This is a genomic window from Sedimentibacter sp. LTW-03 (assembly GCF_052059825.1).
Classification (GTDB): domain Bacteria; phylum Bacillota; class Clostridia; order Tissierellales; family Sedimentibacteraceae; genus Sedimentibacter.
Genome location: NZ_CP197180.1, coordinates 1366811 through 1385967, shown reverse-complemented (window position 1 = coordinate 1385967; position 19157 = coordinate 1366811). Strand labels below are relative to the sequence as shown.

The following is a 19157-nucleotide window of genomic DNA, read 5'->3' as shown; positions in this document are numbered from 1 at the left end:
TTGTTCCTCAGTACACATCCGGCTGATAATTCCCATTTCCAGCCGACATATTGTCAGTATATAGCCAGATTTAAAATAAATCAACAGTAAATAAAAAGTAGTGACAAGGGGATGGTAGTGTTGTCACTATTTTAATAGCACAACAATCAAATTGAAATAGATAAAATAATAGTATATAATGTAGAAGTTATAAGATAAATTTAAAATATTTTTGGGTAGAAACATCCGGATAATTATATTATACCTAAAATATGACGACATACGGTTATTAAGAGATAATGGATATATAAGAGTTTTTAAGTCAAGGAATATATCAAAAAATAGTTTAGGGGTGAAGGTATTGAATGAACATGATTTTAATTCCATGAATGAACAAGAAGTTGATAAATTATTGAAAAACGGGGAATCTGAATTACAGCCTCAAAGTGACGTTGTTAATGAAATAACTCCTTGGAGTAAGGCTATAAATCGTGTGCTTGTGGGTTTGGCATTGAGCACATTGACGCTGAATTTTCTTTGCCTTAATTATATTTTACCTGCAATTGGTATTGTGCTTATGTTGCTTGGATTTCGTTCTTTGCGTAATGAAAATTTTGGGTTTAGAGTATGTTGGATAATTTCAATTATCAGAATTTTTTATTTCTTTCCAGGGTTGATACTGAATGCAACCATTTGGCAGAAATATATTTATCAACTTCCTGTCATTACTGCTTTGAACTATGTCAATATTGCTTTAATTATTGTTCTCATGTTTTGCCTGCGCAGCGGTTTTCGCTCGGTGCAGATAAAATCGAAATCACCTGAAAATATAAGCGGAATTTCTGCACTTATTGTTTGGTATGTTATTTTATGTGTACTTGGTTTGATTCAGTATAATGGGTGGATTATTGCAATTATAATTCTCATTGCCTATGTGTATATTATCCGAAGTCTTTATGGCTTGTCATCTGAACTTAATAAGGCAGGATATGCAATTCAAGACGCTCCCATTAAAATATCAGACAAAAATTTAACCAGGATTATTTTAGGGGTTCTTGTTTTGGGTATTGCCTCAGGCTATTTGTTCTTTGGCAAATATCCTATGTCTTGGGAAAAAATTAACGTGGCTGAGCAAAATAAATACGAAGATTTAAGATTACATTTGTTGGATATGGGATTTCCGGAAACTGTTTTAAATGATCTTACTGAAAATGATGTTTCAGATTGTGATGGAGCAATTCGGGTAGTAACTGATAGGGAAGATCATGCTGTAAATGATGGCCGGGAAGTAACTGAAAAAAACGGAAATGCTACCTATATTTCAACGGTTTATGATGTTATGGAGCTGCGAATCACAAGTGTAGCAGTCGAGCTTTCAGGTGAACGAGAACAATGGAAAATATTTCACCACTTTGATTGGGTTGTAGATCCGGGGTTTTACGGAACAGAAGTCATTCAGCTATGGCCAACTTACAGGGGTGACCGTGGCTGGTCAAAGAATGGAAATTTTTCAGGTCATGTTCTATACGATGATGATGAACAAACTTATGCGGCACCATACTACAGTCTAGAGTATGCAACTTATCAAAACGAAAATATTTTTTTTGGAAAACAGGTTTCCACTGATGCTTTTGCTTCATTTTCTTTTCCCACCGGTAAGGAACACTACAGAGGATATGTTTCTTATGAAATTCTTGAAAATGTAGACGGTTATATTATTGACTCGTGGATAAACTATGTTCATCAACGAAGCCGATTGCAGTATCCAGTGCAGACAGCGCTAGATTCTCGAACAACATCATCGATGTTTTCTTCTAACAGGGTTTTTTTTATGATTCAAGATGCACTGCAATTCGATCCTAACGACAAAGATGCAAAACCATTTTAGTTGGTATAGCTAAATAACCTGGAAAGTTCATTAAATCTTTGAATTTAGAAGCTGACAAGTGGACGTTGTTGTCATCTGGTATTTGATTAATTATCAAACGAAATCTGGGAAGAGGATAACAAATAGAGTTGACACAATTGTTCATGTTAAAAAAATTAAGACTAATAAAAGCGAAAAGGAATGACAAGGTGTTTGGTTTGTTTTCATCTTAGATTAATTTATTAGGAATAATGCTCCCATTACGGCATCATATTACAAGTGTGTTGTTGTGATGGGATTTTTGTTGCAAATTTAATATAATGACATATTTGCAAAGCGTATTTTTTTCATAGGATATAATTGTTAAAAAACATACAAACATAATTTTATTAACTTTATATTTTTTAAATTAAGTAAAATAATATTAGTATTGACAACATTTATCATTAAGTCTATAATACGTTAAGTTAAAAAAATATCAAAAAAGGAGCTTTTATGAAATTGAAAAAAATGTTATCACTACTGCTGGCAGTAATGCTTGTTTTCTCAATGACTGCATGCCAGCAAAAAGAAGTTGAACAGCCAGCTGAAGCGAATAAATCGGAAGAGCTTGTAAGCACTTCTGTTCAGGGAGAGGGAACTGGAAAATACGGCCCATTTAAGGTTGAAGTTACTTTGGAAAATTCCGAAATTAAAGATATTAATGTTACAGAAAGCTCAGAGTCAGGGTTCACTGAACCTGTAATTGCTCAGTTAACTAAACAGATGATTGATTCAAATTCTGTTGATGTTGATGCTGTTACAGGAGCAACTTTAACAAGTTTTGCATTTATCAATGCTGTTAAAGATGCTGTAGAACAGTCGGGTGCGGCGCTTACTGCAAAAGAAGTTAAAGCAGTAGAGGAAAAGGTTGAAGATGCTTCAACTGACATAGTAATTGTAGGAGCCGGTGGAGCAGGACTTACAGCAGCAATCGAGGCTACTAACAAAGGAGCAAACGTAATAGTTGTTGAAAAAAATGCATTTATGGGTGGAAATACTAACTACGCAACAGGTGGTATGAATGCAGCCGGAACAAAATATCAAGAAGAAAAAGGAATAGAAGATAGTCCGGAACTTTTCTATGAAGATACTATGAAGGGTGGAAAAAATCTTAATAATCCGGAACTTTTAAAGGTATTTACAGAAAATTCTGCTGATACAATTTATTGGCTTGAAAGCATTGGTGCTAGCCTGTCTGAAGTTGGAAGATCAGGAGGACAAAGCGTAGATAGATTACATAAAGCACCTGGTGGAATGCCAATAGGAACTCATTTAATGGATGTTTTTAGCAATCAGGTTAAGGAACTTGGAATTGAAGTTAGATTAAACACTAAGGCAGTTGAGATATTGTCAGAAGGAAATACTGTAACTGGAATTAAAGTTGAAAATGAAGATGGAAACAGCTACACTATTAATGCAAAAGCTGTAATATTAGCTACAGGTGGATTTGGAGCAAACCCTGAAATGGTTGAAAAATATAATCCAGCGCTTAAAGGATTCGGAACTACAAACTCACCGGGAGCAACAGGTGATGCATTGGCAATGGTCGAAAATCTCAATGTTTCATTGACTGATATTGATCAGATACAAACACATCCTACAGTTGTTCCAAAAATCAACGAAATGATTACCGAAGGTATAAGAGGTGACGGTGCTATACTTGTTAATCATGAAGCTCAGAGATTTATAAATGAACTTGAAACAAGAGATGTTGTATCAAAGGCTATACTTGAGCAAAACGGAGCTACTGCATTCTTGGTTCTTGATAATCAAACATATAAAGATGCATCTACTTATGAAAAATATAAAAATCAAGGTCTTTTAAAGGAAGCTCAGACGCTTGCAGAACTTGCTGATATTATGAAAGTTGACGCAGCTACTTTAGAAGCAACAGTTGCAAAATACAATGAAGCTGTTAAGGCGAAATCAGACCCTGATTTCGGCAGAACATCATTGGAAGTTGAACTTGTTGAAGGACCTTTCTACGCAGTTGAAATATCCCCTGCAGTTCACCACACAATGGGCGGTGTTACTATCAATACAAGCACACAGGTTATGAACGAATCCGGCGAACCGGTTGTAGGATTGTATGCTGCAGGTGAAGTTACTGGAGGAATTCACGGCGGAAACAGAATCGGTGGAAACGCAGTTGCTGACATAACTGTATTCGGAAGAATAGCTGGAGATAATGCAGCAGCTTTTGTAGGAAAATAATTAAAAAGTTCCGGATATAGGCGGGGCGTAATAGGGAAGTTTGTACTTTCTTACGGTAAGGCACAGGATATTTCGGTATCCTGTGCCTTTTCCGTTTTCACCACCAGCTGTTTGTATTGGCGGTGGGCGAAAGCCCGCTGTCAATACAAACAGCTGGTCTACCTTAAAGAGTAGTAAACGTATCCTCACGCCCCACATTTTCCTGTTGCTTTTTCGCTCTCTGTCCGTTACAAATGAGAGCAACCAATTTTTTTGAAACCGTAGGGTTTCGTGAGACGTCATTCCATTACCGTGGAGTGGCGGCTTTTGCTATTTCACAATCATAGGCATCGCTCCTTTCATAGTCTAATTATTATATATAATAGCAATTAGACTATAGCCATATATTCAAGACTAATGTATAATTTAACAAGGAATAAGTCTTTGATGAGGTGACAAAGGATGGCACAAAAATATAAGGTCTGGATTGCAGATGACAAAGAGCATTTTGAATTTGGGAATGAACAGAAAAAGAAAAAAGACTTTCCCTTTGGGGAAAGTCTGATGGATTTGCTGTATTTGGATGTGTGGTCTGACAGCAGTTTTTTGAGGGAATGGGTAACGCTCTCATGGAACTGTATTCTTCCAAGGAACAGCGGTATGCAGATGAATTCTTAACTGTATTGGACACGATAGCGCCCAAACATATCTACTTTGAACTGCTTCGTTTGGAATGGCGGGAACGTTTGGAACAGGCGAATCGACAAAATTATGAGGATATTGTGAACCTGCTGCCTCGCAAGGTATTGACGCACATTCCATCCAATATTCACACCATGCAGGAACAGATTAAAACAATCTTTGCCTATGTACTGGATTTGGACACCAGCTCCAAGGAGCCAGTACGGAAGAAGATGGTTCGGTATTATAATCACCGTGGCAGTGACCAGCTAAATACTTTTCAATTCCAGCCCCAGCCCATGAGTTTTGAGGTTATAGATAAGAGGACATTTACGGAGGTGTTGTATCCCAATGATATTTATGACATCATTGACTACTTTGTCCGTGAGTTTGTAAAGCGTGGACAGCCTGTACGTATCTGCAAAAACTGCAAGCGGTATTTTGCCATTGTTGAGCGTACTGATGCGGAATACTGCAATCGTCCCATAGACGATAAGGGTCGTACCTGCAAAAATATGGGAGCTATTACCCTTTGGAATGAAAAGCGAAAAGATGATGAAATCTTTAAAGTTTACCGCAGAGAGTACAAAAAACGCTTTGGGTGGATTAAGGCAAGGAAAATCGAGCACGATGCTTTCTATGCTTGGAGTCAAAAGGCCAGAGAACAGAAGGCAAGATGTGAAGCTGGGGAAATCCGCTTGCAAGAGTTTACTGAGTGGCTAATGAATTCATAATGGTTTCTGGATTTTGGTAACACAGGGAGGGATATAAATGCTGATATTTTTACTTGCACTTATTGATGATGAAGGTGACCGTCAAAAATTCACAATGATTTTTAATCAGTATCATATCCAAATGGAGAAGGTTGCCATGCGTATATTGTCGGAACAAAGGGATGCAGAAGATGCAGTTCAGAATGCCTTTATGCAAGTTATAAAGCACTTTGAAAAAGTTACAGAGATTCCCTGTGAGGAATTATTGTTTTGGCTCATTTCTATAACGAAGAACGAAGCTCTCATGATTTGGCGAAAAAATAAAAAAACAGTACCTCTGGAGGATTGGAACGTATTCACGTCAGCATCCGATAGCGACATGGATTATAAGGCATTAGTGGCTCTTTTTATGCGTATGCCGGAAACATATCGTGCGGTACTTGAAATGAAACTGTTGTTGAATTATACAGATCGTGAGATTGCTCAGCATTTAGGCATCACCGAAACCGCAGTCAGCACTCGTGCCAGCCGAGGTCGTCTGTTACTGCAAAAGCTTGTGAGAAAAGAGGGATTTCACATATGACTGATGAAGAAGTTGATAAACTTATGCGCAGAATTTTACTGGATGCATTGCAGTTGGAGTGGGCTGATTACTTAAAAAATACTTCTCCTGTGGAAACATCAAAACAATACCGTTATGCAATGCAAAAAATGCTTGCTGATCCTCTGGCGTGGTATCGTAAAGAGACTCGTCCAATATGGAAAAAATCACTTCAGGTCGTGGCATCCATTGTAATGGCTTTCACTATTGCTCTTGGATCGCTTATGGCTGCAAGCCCTACTGTTCGGGCTGCAGTTCTGCAATGGGTCAGAGAGTGGTATGATACACATATTGTTTATCAATATTCAGGGGAAGCAACACAGGCAGAAATGCCTCAATATCAAATTGCAGATTTGCCAGAAGGTTATGTGGAGATTGACAGGAGTGAATTACCGGGCTATGTAAGCGTGACTTATCAAAATGCAGACGAAGAAATTTTATATCTGGATTACTCATTTATCCAGCAGGGTGCGGCATCTGATTTTGTGACAGATAGCATGGAGGTATCTGAAATTACAGTAAACGGATGTCACGGACAACTATTTCTATCGAAAACACCAGAGCAAACAAGCGCTATCACTTGGATTGACGTGGATAAAAATCTACAATTCACTGTGGATGGTTTCTTGAATGAAACAGAAATTTTGAATGTAGCTGAGAGCGTTTTTTGGAATAAAAAATAAAATAAAAAAATATATAAAAATTTGTGAGAAATTTACCTTCTGCTGCATTTACATAATAGAAACACACAAAGTATTCTCTGTTAAAATGTAGAAGGAGGTGATTTTTATGAAAAAGAGTATTTTTGCTATTGTGTTACTGCTTGTGCTGACACTTTCAATGTCAGCTGAGGCGGCGGAAACCCGAGCGATTCGCAGTCGACCCAGTTTATCATTTAGCGGAACTACCGCAACCTGCTCGGTTGACTGCAAAAGCGGAAACTCCAAAGATGATTTATCCGTAACCCTGACCCTTTGGCGAGGGAAAACGTTGGTTGATTCTTGGAGTGACTCAGGAACTGGGCGAGTTATTCTATCTGAACAATGCACAGTTAAAAAAGGTCAGAACTACAAGCTAACCTTGTCCTATTCGGTGAATGGACAAGCACAATCTTCTGTATCTGTTACCGGTACGTGCCCATAGCCATAGAACTATACCCTCCTAATCCGTATGATAAGAGCCATGCACTCTACCTGGTTTGATTAATCTTAGATTGGGATACGATGGGTAATTTGAAAGTTTATAATAAGGAATAAATATGGTGTCATACAAAGAAACTTAAATTTAAAAAGGAAAGAAGGTTTATTTATGAACAAAGTTTTTTCGTCCCTATTAGCATTGTGTGTTGCTGTATCAATGCTTGCATCATCAGCTATTACGGCAATGGCTGCCCCAGTGTATGAGGGTAACGACTCCACCACTACTATAACAACTGAATATGAGGCAGTATTAGAACAGTCAAAGATTTACAATCAACAAAGGAGTGCAAGAGGCATTGATCCTTTGGTAGAATTTGAAAAGGGATTTACCAAGAGAGCCGCTTTATCGGAAGCGGAATTAAAAGGAATGGGGTATTCCAAAGAAGAAATAACTGCACTAAAGGAGTATTTGAAAGGCAATATCTCGTTTGAAGCTGCAGCAACTAGAGCCTCGGCCGATCTTACAGCAACACTGACTAACTCTAAGCATACCACAACACGATATACCTGTAAATATAGTTGGTCATGGGACAAAACACCAATAGGTCTGGGTGAAGATGCATTTGCTTTGGCAATGTCTGGAATTGACTCGAAGAGCAAAGCCTTTGAAACAAAAAAAATGAGTAGCTCAGCATCAGTAAGCTTTCATTATACAGATGGTACCTTCTACAAAACCGAAACTCCATCGACATCCACAAGTGGAAATTCTGTAAAATGCACCTTTGACTCATATAAAATGAATAGTTTGGGAGATCGCTGGGTCTGGGCCAAGAGCGGATATATTACATTGTCTATTGCACCAGCCGTTTCTAACAGCACAACCTTTGAATGCGCACGAGCATATGGTGAATATGCTCACTCCACTACATCTTCAGGAACGATAGATATTTCTGTAACCGTTGATGCCGCGGGTTCAATTACTGTTTCTTTCACCCACAGTAAGGGTAACACCAAAAGAACGCTTTGGGGGTATAAACAAATCATTTTTTACAATGACGGCACATCTCATGAAGAATCCTAATTTGGCGCTAACTAAATAATATAATACTACCAGTGCAGGTCCTCGTTAACGGGGGCCTGCAAATTGAAATCTTTGAGAGAGGAGTATGTCCATGGGTAAGGTGTTTTGGAAATCCGGTTTTTTGATTTGCTTATTATTTTGTTTAGTTTCTTGTCAAACAAATACTAATAAAGGTTCAATAGACCCTGCTACATACACGTGGCCAGTTACCGACTCATTATCAACTGAAATAGAGTATAGAGAAGGGGGGAAAATTAAATATGTACATGCTCAAACTGGTTATGCGGATGCAAGCGGTATATATGAAGATGTAAATTACTGGACTGTCTATATTGAAAATGTAGAGCTTGGGGATATTGAAAACTATATTGCCCAGTTGAAATCATATGGTTTTTCATACTTTAGTTTTGATGAATCTGAGGAAGAACCTAATGTTGAATTTGTCTGGCCAGGTTATTTTATGTGGGATGGCACGACCGAAAAATATATCATCAAAATTTATTTAAACGAAGAAAAACAAGAAATGAAAAACGCGGAAACTAACGAAACGTTCTATTATAATTTGCGTCTGGAATTATTAGATAACAATATATGGAAACCGCATTAATTGACAGGCAACAAAGTTAATTAATTTTATCCCTTAAGTACTGAATTAATGAATATGCGTACCTCTGATGAATATATTTGTAGTTATTGTCATAAGCCCTATATACTATTATATAGATGAGGTCGTACAAAATAGTAAGGCTTACTAGTTTTGCTCCGCATCACCCTAATTACTATGGAGCTTTTCACGTGATTATGCTGAATGATGTAATGCGGCAAGCAGGACAAGCATAGCCCAAAATAGAAGCAACCAACAAGGAGACATATCTCTGTCGGTTGCTTCTATTTTGGCCAATGGTTATTGACTACGAAATAATACAAACTCTCAACCGATTTGCTTGACAGCCTTTTCTCTAACTTCCCTATGAAGCCCGCCTTTTCCGGAACTTTTTATATAACAGCCATTGCAGGGAAATAATTTATAATTAACAGGAAGCTTCCCCAATAACATGGTGAGCTTCTTTGTATTGCAAAGAAAATGCTGTTAAAGATACAAATATACAATGCAAATATGCACAGAGTTTTTAGTAAACTAATTGTTGTGGAAATTAATTATGAATTAGTTTATAATAAAAGCCATTACGACGTGAAACTATAGAAATAGGGAAGGATAATAAATGAAATTTATATTAGATACACATACACACACATTGGCCAGCGGCCACGCTTACAGTACCATACGTGAAATGGCTGCTGCAGCAAAAGAAAAAGGATTAGAGCTTCTGTCCATAACAGAGCACGGACCTAAAATGCCAGGTTCAGCTACAGATTTCTATTTTGCAAATTTGGGTGCAGTTGACAGAAACATGTACGGTGTTGAATTGCTTATGGGTTCTGAAGTGAACATAATGGATTACGAAGGAAATGTGGATTTGAAAGATAGCTTGCTAAAAAATTTAGATATTGTTATTGCAAGTATGCATTTGCCGTGCATTGCACCGGGAACAAAAGAAGAAAATACGAAAGCCTATTTAAATGTTATGAAAAATCCATATGTAAACATAATAGGTCATCCTGATGACAGTAACTTTTTAGCGGATTTTAAAGCTCTTGTTTTAGGAGCAAAAGAACATAATGTTTTGCTTGAATTAAATAACTCTTCTCTTGATCCTAATAATTACAGAAGAGATACAAAGAAAAATGATATTGAAATGCTTAAATTGTGCAAGGAATATGGTGTTCCTATAGTAATTGGCAGTGACGCTCATACAGATACTGCAGTGGGAAGTCATGATTTGGCAATGGAAGTAATAAAAGAAGCAGAATTTCCCATTGAACTTGTTATAAATCGTTCTGTTGAAGAATTAAAAAAATTTATAAAAAAATATTAATTTAATGGTTTGTAACGAGCATAAAAACGTGTTTGAATTTTTTGAGAAATAGTAAAAAAATTTCAAAAATAATTTCGCATTACTTCATTAATAAAAACATATGCTGAGGGAACTATATAATCGGAGGTGTTTTTATTGAAATTAAGAGATATAATGTCCAGAGAAATTGCCAGCTTAAAACAAGATGACTCAATAGAAGCTGCAGCTCAATTAATGAAACAACATGATGTAGGCTCAATTCCTATTACTAATCAAGGAAAAGTTATTGGTATCGTCACAGACAGAGATATTACTCTAAGATCTGTTGCATCAAATAATCAATCTAAGTCGCTAAAGGAAGTTATGACTTCAAATCCATCAGTAGGCTCTCCTGAAATGGATGTGCATGAAGCTGCAAGAATAATGGGTGAAAAGCAGATACGAAGACTGCCGGTTGTAGAAAATAACTGTCTCGTAGGAATGGTCTCATTAGGGGATATTTCTGTGGAGTCAAAGCTTCAGGACAATGCAGAAGTTGCTCTGAAAAACATATCAAAACCTTCATCTAACGCTTTTAAATAGCGGATTATTAAAAGCAAAACAGGATAGCTCCTGTTTTGCTTTTTGCTTGTCATTGAAATGAAATTGCTCTTGCAGTATATGCTCATTGTAGTTTTCTAATTATAAAAAATTTCTTTGTTAAATAAGTAATTTAGTCAAAATGCTGCAGCTAAGTATGAATACAGAATGAAAAGCCTTGGAAAATCAACATTCCACAAGAGTTTCTATTGCTGGATGTTTGACTTTATGATATAATGTCGAAATATAAAGTTTAAAGAACGTTAAAATGTGATTATTAGAAGAATAAGAAAAGGTTTGGATATAAAGATATGTTCAAGAAAAGTAACCATAAATATAAAATAATATATAATAATTATCAGTTTTATGAAAGTTCTGCACTGATTGGATTTATAAGAAATCAAATGACAGAAGGCTATTATCTTTGTGGAATGATAGGAGAATTTTGCAACATATTAAAATTTTGTTATGCAAAGACTAAGTCTCCAAAATCATGCGCAATTTTCCGTAAACGTTTAGACGAACAGATAGATGCAGAGATAGAAAATATGAAAAACGAGGGTGCGAAAATTATATGCCAGAATAATTTGTACATAATATTTGAAGTTGATTCTTATGAAGTTGTTGAGACGAAGTTAGAAATAGCGGAAAAAAAGCAAAACAATTTACTTAGTGTTCCTATAAAAAAATCTATAGTTTTTATTTCGGTGCTACTTGTGCTTTCTGTAATCGGCTTGATTTTGAAAATATTATTGATAGAAAACGGGAACTTACATATTAACATTTTGAGTTTAGTGATTTGCTTAGCTCTAATTATAAATTTTCTTTTTTATTTTACAGGTGATATGCACGATATTATTTTCGGTATGGGGACATGCACAGATGGTAAAATATATTTTTCTACCCGCACAAAATTCAAAGATATGTTGTTTCATGTTGGAGATATATTTAAGTTCGGAATATTATTGGGAAGTATTTGCATTAGTGTAGCAATTTTATTAATTGCAAATGATGAAGTAATAGCTATTGATGTTTTAAAAATGTGGTTGATATGCTGTATTGGTGGTTATGCATCCAGGTTGCGCTACCAACGATCATATATATACCTGCTGCTAATTGAAGTGCTATTGGTGACATTAGGTTAATAGTATCAAGATTGTCAATGAGATAATTCAAAATGTGCAAGATGACAATGACAGCGTCCATGTACACACGAGTGTTTATAATTAACATAGACGGAATTTTACATCTTGTGTTATACTGTTCATAGCGAAAAGCTCATTTTGTTGTTTGTTATGAATAAAACATGCAATATTTGAAGAGGATTTTATGGATGTTAAGAGAGTTAAGAATGTTATTAAAAAGGTTGTTTTTATTATAGGTATATGTTTGCTATTAAACAGTCTAAGTAAAGATGTTGTTTATAATGAATATATTGATGAGTCCGCAGAAACTCTGACTTCTGAGTTAGACAATATATATTATTCATGGTTTTATAATATAATGGAGGTTAGCAAGAATGAAGCTGTTGTTCGATATTGCATGATGGGTGGTAATGTCCGATTGGGAACGCTGTCTGTTATTAATAATACAACATTGAACATTCAAGCAGAAAAAAGAAATGGAGATATTAAGCTTCTATTAATTGATGATGCCTCAGAAGAAGTTGTTTTTTTTGATAACATTATTAATAATTATAATGATTTTTCGTTAGAAAAAGGAGTATATCAAGTTTATTTAGTTGGCAGCTGGTTCTCTGGAAAGTTTAGTATGACTTTTTCTGATGCATTATTTGAAGATTACAATTCTTAAATTTCTATAATATTAAGTGTAGCGTAGATTTAACAGTAAATTGATAGCTTTTTTAAGCTATATAAGCTCACAATATATTAAGCACTTATCAAAAAGAAGGTGAATAAAAAGTTCTCCTTCTTTTTATTATTGACAATAAAGTAACAGTTTTATCAACAAATGCTTTTAAATTGCTGGATGTATTGCTATCCTGCAAAATTAATTAATTTGTCTCTAGATTTAACATTGACCTTTGTGCAGCACAAAGTGTTATGATAAAAAAAAGATACAATTATTGACTTAAATTGTAGACTATAGTATTATAATTAGGAGAGAAAAGATGAAAAAAATTATTAAAAATTTAACAATCGTTACAGTGTTAGCATTAATGCTTACTGCTTGCGCAGCACCAGCAGAAGAAACACAGGAGACACAAAAACCAGTTGAAGAAGCAAAGTATACAGCAGGAGTATATACAGGTGGAGGTAAAGGGTTTGAGGGAAGTATGACTGCAGAAGTTACACTTTCTGAAACAAAAATAGAAGATATAAAAGTTACTTCAAACGAAACACCAGATATTGGCGGCAAAGCAATGCCTCAAATAATTGATAAAATTTTGGAAACACAAAGACTTGATGTAGATACAATTTCGGGAGCAACAAAATCATCTGAGGGACTTTTAACAGCAGTTACAAAAGCTCTTCAAGAAGCTGATGTAGATGTAGAAGCATTAGGCGGTACTTTTATAGAGGAAGAAGCTGTTCTTCCTGCATCTGAACGTTTAAAAGAAATTACCAAAGAAGGTGCAGAAGAAGGAGTTAGAAAATTTGAATTCGAAGCTGACGGATCAACATGTACTACAAGCTTTGTAATTGGAACTAATGGTACTAAAGTTACTAATGTTGAATTTTTAGGCGATCCATGTGTTGGAAATACAACAGGTATAATACATTTGATAGACGGAATGGAAATGACTGATGTTATAGAAGATTTTGAAGGTATTAAGTGTCCAGGAGCTAACGATGTTTCATCATGTCCAGATCAGCTTGCAAAAGGTCTTAAAGAAATTTTAAATCTTTATGCAATTGAAAGCGGAGACAATTCAAAAGATACAGATGAAATGTTAAATGCCGATAATGGTGATAATGATGACAATGTTGACGGAGAAGAAGATTCAAAGAAATTTAGTGGTTGCGGAGGCAACTGTCTTGCATGTGGAGGAGCATGCTTCCCAAGATCATAATAAAAATTAACATAAGAAGGTAATTATATGAATGTTTGTAAAGATGGTTTATTAAGTGTTTCAAAGTTTGCAGAAATTTGCAACATAACAGCTGAAACATTAAGATATTATGATAGGGAGGGATTGCTTACTCCGGATTATATAGACCCGCAAACATTATATAGATACTATTCGGTTGAAAGATACAGATGTGTAAAGGTTATTTGTGAGCTTAGAAAACAAAATTTTTCAATTTCGCAGATTAAAGATTTGTTTGATAACGCGGACAGGGATTTTGCGAAGGACATCCTTGAGAAAAATTTAAAAACAATAGATATACAGATTCAGCAGCTTCAGAACAAAAAAGAAAATTTGGAACTGAAGATTAGATATCTAAACGGTGAAAACTTATTGGATAGATGTAATATTATCGAGGAAAAATTATTTGATGATCGATATTCCTTAGTTAAAGAAACAAACAGGGAAATAACAAATTACAACGATTTTTTCTATACAATGTCTGCTGTTGAAAAAAATCTGAGCCAAAACGAAGATTTTTTTATACAAATTTTTTCCAATACTTGTTATATGGCTTTAGTTAGGGAAAACCCTGAATGGAGTTCTTACAAGGATTCGCCTGTAAGTATTGCAATTCAATTAAACAATAAGTGTGATATAGTTCCTGAGGGCTTCTATTTGCATAAGAGTAAGTCGGGAAAATATGTGTGCATGATTAGTAAATGCAGAATTTTTGATCGAAAAAATCAAATTGAAAAAATGTTGAATTATATAGCAGATAAGGGATATAAAATCAGCGGTGATATAAGAGTAATATTCTTGGCAGGGCAGGTTCTTATAAGTCCTTGTATTAATATGTATTGTGAGTTCCAAATACCAGTAGAATAACAGAAGAAAGCCTGAATAACCTTTGTATAGATAAAGGTTGCAAGATGTATAAAAGTCGTAAGATTAAAATGAGATCTTACGACTTTTTATGTTTGAAAATTGTATAAACAGTTGTATTGTGGTAAAATATAAGCAAGAAAATTTGTGCTGTGCTTGTATGCGATGTATCTTATTTCAGAAGTTCATCTATTTGCAATGTTATTGACACGAATTTTTTTGCTGATATAATAATTAATATATTCTTTACGAAAGGGGAAAAATATGGGATCAACACAACAATCACTTTCCAGAAACGTTGCAGAGCATCTTCGCAATATGATTTTAGTTGAAAAAAAATATGAACCTAGCGAAAAACTTCCAAATGAAAGAGCTCTGGCAGAACAAATGGGGGTAAGCCGCCCATGCATAAGAGAAGCTATAAAATATTTAGTTGCAAGTGGTGTTCTAACTATCAGAAGAGGTGTTGGGACATTTGTAAGTGAAAACCCAGACGTTATTCCGGATCCATTCGGTTTTAATACGGTTGGAAATCAAAAAAAATTATTATCTGATTGGTACAATGTCCGAATGATTCTCGAAGGAGAGGCTATGAAAATGGTTGTTGAAAATGCTACTGATCAAGAAATTGATAACATAAGGTATTTGGCGGAAGAAGAAAAGAAATTAATTATAGAAGATAACAAGGCTTTTGTTGAGGCTGATCAAAAATTTCATAAAGCGCTGGCGGATGCTACACATAATGATATAATGAAAAAAATACTACCATCTTTACATGAATGGATGTATTTTGGTATCATATCAAACAATTATGAAATGCTTGGACCAGATTTGAAAACTAATGCATTTGAAAACCATGATAATATTCTGAAATTTATAATGGCACGTGATGGTGAAGGTGCTAAACTAGCAATGCGGTATCATATGATTAAAGGATTGAAAGATTTAATATAAAAGATTAGAAAAATAAAAATCTGCTAACATGTTGTCAGCAGATTTTTTGACGCTTAAATAATTATTTGTAAAATATATAATTTAGATATTATGAAAATACAGAGTAGTAATACCACCTCTTTAAGATGTTAGATTAAAAGTTTGATAATAAAATATCAAAATCGTTGATAAATGAACAAATAATAATTATAATTTTTGTATTTAATATTGACAATTAATAATGCATTGTGTATAATACCTTCAAGAGGTAATACCACGAATTTGTTAATTATATAAGCTATGTGTAGTGCGAGAGTTTATGTCTTGAATATTAACGAGGAAAACGATTATGTTTTTGCTACTAATTTTAAACTATAAAGATAGAATTATAATTAGAAAAATAAGTAAAGTAATTTTTGTTTAATAATAGGATTTGGAGTGCGCTAGTTGTAATTCGTTAAATAGTAATAAAATGTTTTTTATGTTTTGACAATAATTTGGGTGCTGTATTTGTCGGTGGAAGGAATAAGAATCAGCAAATATGATGGACATGCTTGTTATATGAATGTTCAGGGCCTGATGTTGTGGAAAACGTATTATAAATATATATATTAGGAGGAAGTAATAAAATGAAAAAGGTTATATCAATATTATTAGTGTTGTCTCTTGTGTTTTCACTTTCTGCATGTAGCGGAGGAGACAAAGATAGTTCTTCATCCGAACCGGCGGCTTCGTCTCCGTCTGATGAGAAAATAGTAATAAGGGTTGGAACTGCAACAGAACTTGATAGCCATTATGCATTGGGAGCTCAAGAGTTTGAAAAAAAAGTAGAAGAATATACTGATGGCAAAGTAGATGTTCAGATATTCCCTAGCGGTCAATTGGGGAATGAAAGAGATATGATAGAAGGTTTAAGTTTGGGAACGTTGGAAATGGTAGTTAGTTCAACTGGACCTCTCCCTAATTTTTCAAAAGATTTTCAGGTTTTTGACCTTCCGTTTTTAATTACAGACAGAGAAAAGGCATATGAGGTAATGGACGGAGAAATAGGGCAACAAATTTTAGCTACTCTTGAGCCTCTAGGAATTAAGGCGTTGGGATTTTGGGAAAATGGATTTAGAAATGTCTCAAATAATAAACAAGAAATAGTTACGCCGGATGACATTGCAGGAAAGAAAATAAGAACTATGGAAAATCCAATACACATATCAACATTTCAACAGCTAGAAGCGATACCAACACCGATGGCTTGGTCTGAAGTTTTTACAGCCTTGCAGCAAGGTACTATAGATGGTCAAGAAAATCCTCTTGTTGTATTTAACTCGAACAAGCTGTATGAAGCTCAAAAATATCTGTCTTTGACTGGACATGTATACTCTCCGGCGGTAATGCTTATAAGCCAATCTGCTTTTGATAGTTATCCTAAAGAAGTGCAGGATGCTATTGTAAAAGCTGAAAAAGAAGCAAGAACTTGGGAAAGAGAGTATTGTATAAAAATGGACAATGAGCTAGTAGATACAATAAAATCATATGGTGTTACAGTAACTGAGGTTGATAAATCTTTATGGCAGGAAGCATGCCAACCGGTGTATGATCAATATGCTGATGAAATCAATCAAGATTATGTAAATGCTTTAAAAGGCAATTAAATAGAGAAAAATGGGGGGGATGGAGAACATAAGTACTCCATCCTTTACCATGAATGATGCAAGGTGTTTAATGGAGGTACAATGAAAAAAATATTAAAATTTCTAGATAATTTTGAGGAGAATGCTATAACTGTACTGCTCCCGTGTATGGTTATCATAATTTTTGTAGCAACATTTTTTAGATTTACTAAAATAATGATTATTCCTTGGTCTGAAGAAGCGGCTAGATATATGATGATTTGGATTGTATTTCTAGGAATTGGTGTTGGTGCTAAGAATAACGCACATTTTACAGTTGACAATTTTGTTAATGCATTACCTGAATCAACTAAGAAATATACATTTATGCTAAGAACTTTAATTATCTTAGGGTTTTGCGGATTTATGACATATGTTTCTGTCGGGCTTGTATCTAAGCTGTTTAAAATGGGACAAGTTACGCCTGCTATGCAGCTGCCTACATGGATAGTATATTCAGCTATGCCTGTTGGGCTAACTCTTATGCTCGTGCGTACTTTGCAGTATGCAATAAGAAAATTTGTAGATGAAAATGCACAGGAGGTGGAATAAATGGCCATTACTTTATTCGGTACTTTGGGACTTATGCTGCTGCTAAATGTTCCTATTTCCATTTCTTTGGGGATAGCAGCTATTATAGCTCTTACAACTGGAACGATGAATACAAACATAGTAATAATAGCACAAAGGTTGTTCACATCTCTCGATAGCTTTCCATTAATGGCTGTGCCTTTTTTTATCCTTTCAGGAGATTTGATGGAAAAAGGAGGAATATCCAAAAGGCTAATTGAATTTGCAAGAGTTTTGCTCGGGAGGCTCCCGTCTAGTTTGTCTATTATTACAACTATAGCTTCCGCATTTTTTGGTGCAATATCCGGATCAAATGCGGCAACAGTAGCGGCAATAGGAGGAATCATGATTCCAAATATGGAAAAAGCCGGTTATCCTAAGGACAGAGCTGCAGCTGTAGCGGCTTCATCTGGAACTTTAGGGGTTGTCATTCCGCCTAGCATATCAATGGTTACATATGCTATTATCGCAAATGTTTCAATTGGAACTATGTTTATGGCTGGATTTGTTCCTGGACTTATGTTAGCATCTGTAATTATTCTCGTAGCAATTATTACTTGCGGAAAATATGAAATAAAGCAAAATGAAAATTTGACTGTAGATAAATTTTTAAGATCATTTATAGATGCCATATGGGCATTACTAATGCCAATAATAATTCTTGGCGGAATATACGGAGGTATTTTTACTCCTACTGAAGCTTCTGCTGTAGCTGTTGTATATTCGTTTATTGTGGCGATGTTTGTTTATAAGGAACTTAAGTGGAGAGATTTACCAGCAATATTATCCAAATCTGCTTCATCAACTGCTGCTATATTGTTTGTTGTATGTTTATCAGCGCCATTTTCTTGGCTTATGACCAGTGCTAATATTCCTACTACAATTGCAGGGGCAGTTTTAAATGCTTTTAGCAGTAAATATATAATATTATTTTTAGTTAACTTTGTTTTACTTTTCCTTGGATGTTTCTTAGAAACCCAATCAATAATACTATTGATTACGCCAATGCTTTTGCCGTTGGTTACAGGGCTTGGAGTGCATCCGGTTGCGCTTGGTATAATCATGGTAATTAATACGTCAATAGGGATGATAACACCTCCTATGGCTGTTAATTTATTTGTTGCTAGCGGGATTGCAAAAATATCCATAGGAGATATCAGCAAAAGGATAATGCCTTTCTTGCTGTCAGAAATAGCTGTATTGTTATTAATTACTTATTTCCCTGATATAATAACATGGCTTCCAAAGATTACGGGGCTTATGAACTAAAGTAAAAAAAT

At 35.0% G+C, this 19157-nt stretch carries 19 protein-coding genes; all 19 read left to right on the top strand.

Going from position 1 to position 19157, the window contains the following annotated elements; all coding sequences use genetic code 11:
• The first annotated feature begins 340 nt into the window (after nucleotides 1–340).
• Nucleotides 341–1867, top strand: a complete 1527-nt coding sequence (locus ACS3UD_RS06955) for a hypothetical protein (RefSeq protein WP_308137169.1) — start codon at nucleotides 341–343, stop codon at nucleotides 1865–1867.
• Between the two features lie 474 nt (nucleotides 1868–2341).
• Entirely contained in the window at nucleotides 2342–4102 is a 1761-nt protein-coding gene (locus ACS3UD_RS06950; protein WP_308137170.1) for a flavocytochrome c, read from the top strand.
• A gap of 441 nt (nucleotides 4103–4543) precedes the next feature.
• Nucleotides 4544–4759 carry a hypothetical protein gene (locus tag ACS3UD_RS06945; RefSeq protein WP_308137171.1) on the top strand — a complete coding sequence of 72 codons (216 nt, stop codon included), beginning with the start codon at nucleotides 4544–4546 and terminating at the stop codon, nucleotides 4757–4759.
• Nucleotides 4760–4827: 68 nt separating this feature from the next.
• Nucleotides 4828–5496 carry a DUF6076 domain-containing protein gene (locus ACS3UD_RS06940; RefSeq protein ID WP_440977748.1) on the top strand — a complete coding sequence of 223 codons (669 nt, stop codon included), beginning with the start codon at nucleotides 4828–4830 and terminating at the stop codon, nucleotides 5494–5496.
• Nucleotides 5497–5533: 37 nt separating this feature from the next.
• Nucleotides 5534–6058: an RNA polymerase sigma factor gene (locus ACS3UD_RS06935; RefSeq protein WP_308137173.1), complete on the top strand. Its 525-nt coding sequence runs from the start codon at nucleotides 5534–5536 to the stop codon at nucleotides 6056–6058.
• A complete protein-coding gene (locus tag ACS3UD_RS06930) occupies nucleotides 6055–6759 on the top strand; it encodes a DUF4367 domain-containing protein (protein WP_308137174.1) in 705 nt (234 codons plus the stop codon). Before ACS3UD_RS06935 ends, ACS3UD_RS06930 begins: the two co-directional genes overlap by 4 nt.
• Nucleotides 6760–6865: 106 nt before the next feature.
• Nucleotides 6866–7219: a hypothetical protein gene (locus ACS3UD_RS06925; RefSeq protein WP_308137175.1), complete on the top strand. Its 354-nt coding sequence runs from the start codon at nucleotides 6866–6868 to the stop codon at nucleotides 7217–7219.
• Nucleotides 7220–7384: 165 nt separating this feature from the next.
• On the top strand, nucleotides 7385–8296 hold the full coding sequence (locus ACS3UD_RS06920; RefSeq protein WP_440977747.1) for a hypothetical protein: 912 nt from the start codon (nucleotides 7385–7387) through the stop codon (nucleotides 8294–8296).
• Between the two features lie 91 nt (nucleotides 8297–8387).
• Entirely contained in the window at nucleotides 8388–8903 is a 516-nt protein-coding gene (locus tag ACS3UD_RS06915; RefSeq protein ID WP_308137177.1) for a hypothetical protein, read from the top strand.
• Nucleotides 8904–9519: 616 nt separating this feature from the next.
• Nucleotides 9520–10233 (top strand): phosphatase, encoded by a 714-nt coding sequence (locus tag ACS3UD_RS06910; protein WP_308137178.1) that lies wholly within the window; start codon nucleotides 9520–9522, stop codon nucleotides 10231–10233.
• A gap of 135 nt (nucleotides 10234–10368) precedes the next feature.
• Entirely contained in the window at nucleotides 10369–10794 is a 426-nt protein-coding gene (locus tag ACS3UD_RS06905) for a CBS domain-containing protein (RefSeq protein WP_308137179.1), read from the top strand.
• Between the two features lie 308 nt (nucleotides 10795–11102).
• Complete coding sequence (locus ACS3UD_RS06900) at nucleotides 11103–11936, top strand: hypothetical protein (RefSeq protein WP_308137180.1); 834 nt, start codon at nucleotides 11103–11105, stop codon at nucleotides 11934–11936.
• 184 nt (nucleotides 11937–12120) lie between these two features.
• Nucleotides 12121–12603 carry a hypothetical protein gene (locus ACS3UD_RS06895; protein WP_308137181.1) on the top strand — a complete coding sequence of 161 codons (483 nt, stop codon included), beginning with the start codon at nucleotides 12121–12123 and terminating at the stop codon, nucleotides 12601–12603.
• A 319-nt stretch (nucleotides 12604–12922) separates the two neighbouring features.
• Entirely contained in the window at nucleotides 12923–13825 is a 903-nt protein-coding gene (locus ACS3UD_RS06890) for an FMN-binding protein (protein ID WP_308137182.1), read from the top strand.
• A gap of 27 nt (nucleotides 13826–13852) precedes the next feature.
• Nucleotides 13853–14710 (top strand): MerR family transcriptional regulator, encoded by an 858-nt coding sequence (locus ACS3UD_RS06885; RefSeq protein ID WP_308137183.1) that lies wholly within the window; start codon nucleotides 13853–13855, stop codon nucleotides 14708–14710.
• 261 nt (nucleotides 14711–14971) lie between these two features.
• Nucleotides 14972–15661, top strand: a complete 690-nt coding sequence (locus ACS3UD_RS06880) for a FadR/GntR family transcriptional regulator (RefSeq protein ID WP_308137184.1) — start codon at nucleotides 14972–14974, stop codon at nucleotides 15659–15661.
• 608 nt (nucleotides 15662–16269) lie between these two features.
• The gene (locus ACS3UD_RS06875) at nucleotides 16270–17289 is read left to right on the top strand and encodes a TRAP transporter substrate-binding protein (protein WP_308137185.1); all 1020 of its coding nucleotides are present in this window, start codon (nucleotides 16270–16272) and stop codon (nucleotides 17287–17289) included.
• Nucleotides 17290–17370: 81 nt separating this feature from the next.
• Nucleotides 17371–17859, top strand: coding sequence for a TRAP transporter small permease (locus ACS3UD_RS06870; RefSeq protein ID WP_308137186.1), 489 nt, complete (start codon nucleotides 17371–17373; stop codon nucleotides 17857–17859).
• Entirely contained in the window at nucleotides 17860–19146 is a 1287-nt protein-coding gene (locus ACS3UD_RS06865; RefSeq protein WP_308137187.1) for a TRAP transporter large permease, read from the top strand.
• Nucleotides 19147–19157: the final 11 nt, after the last annotated feature.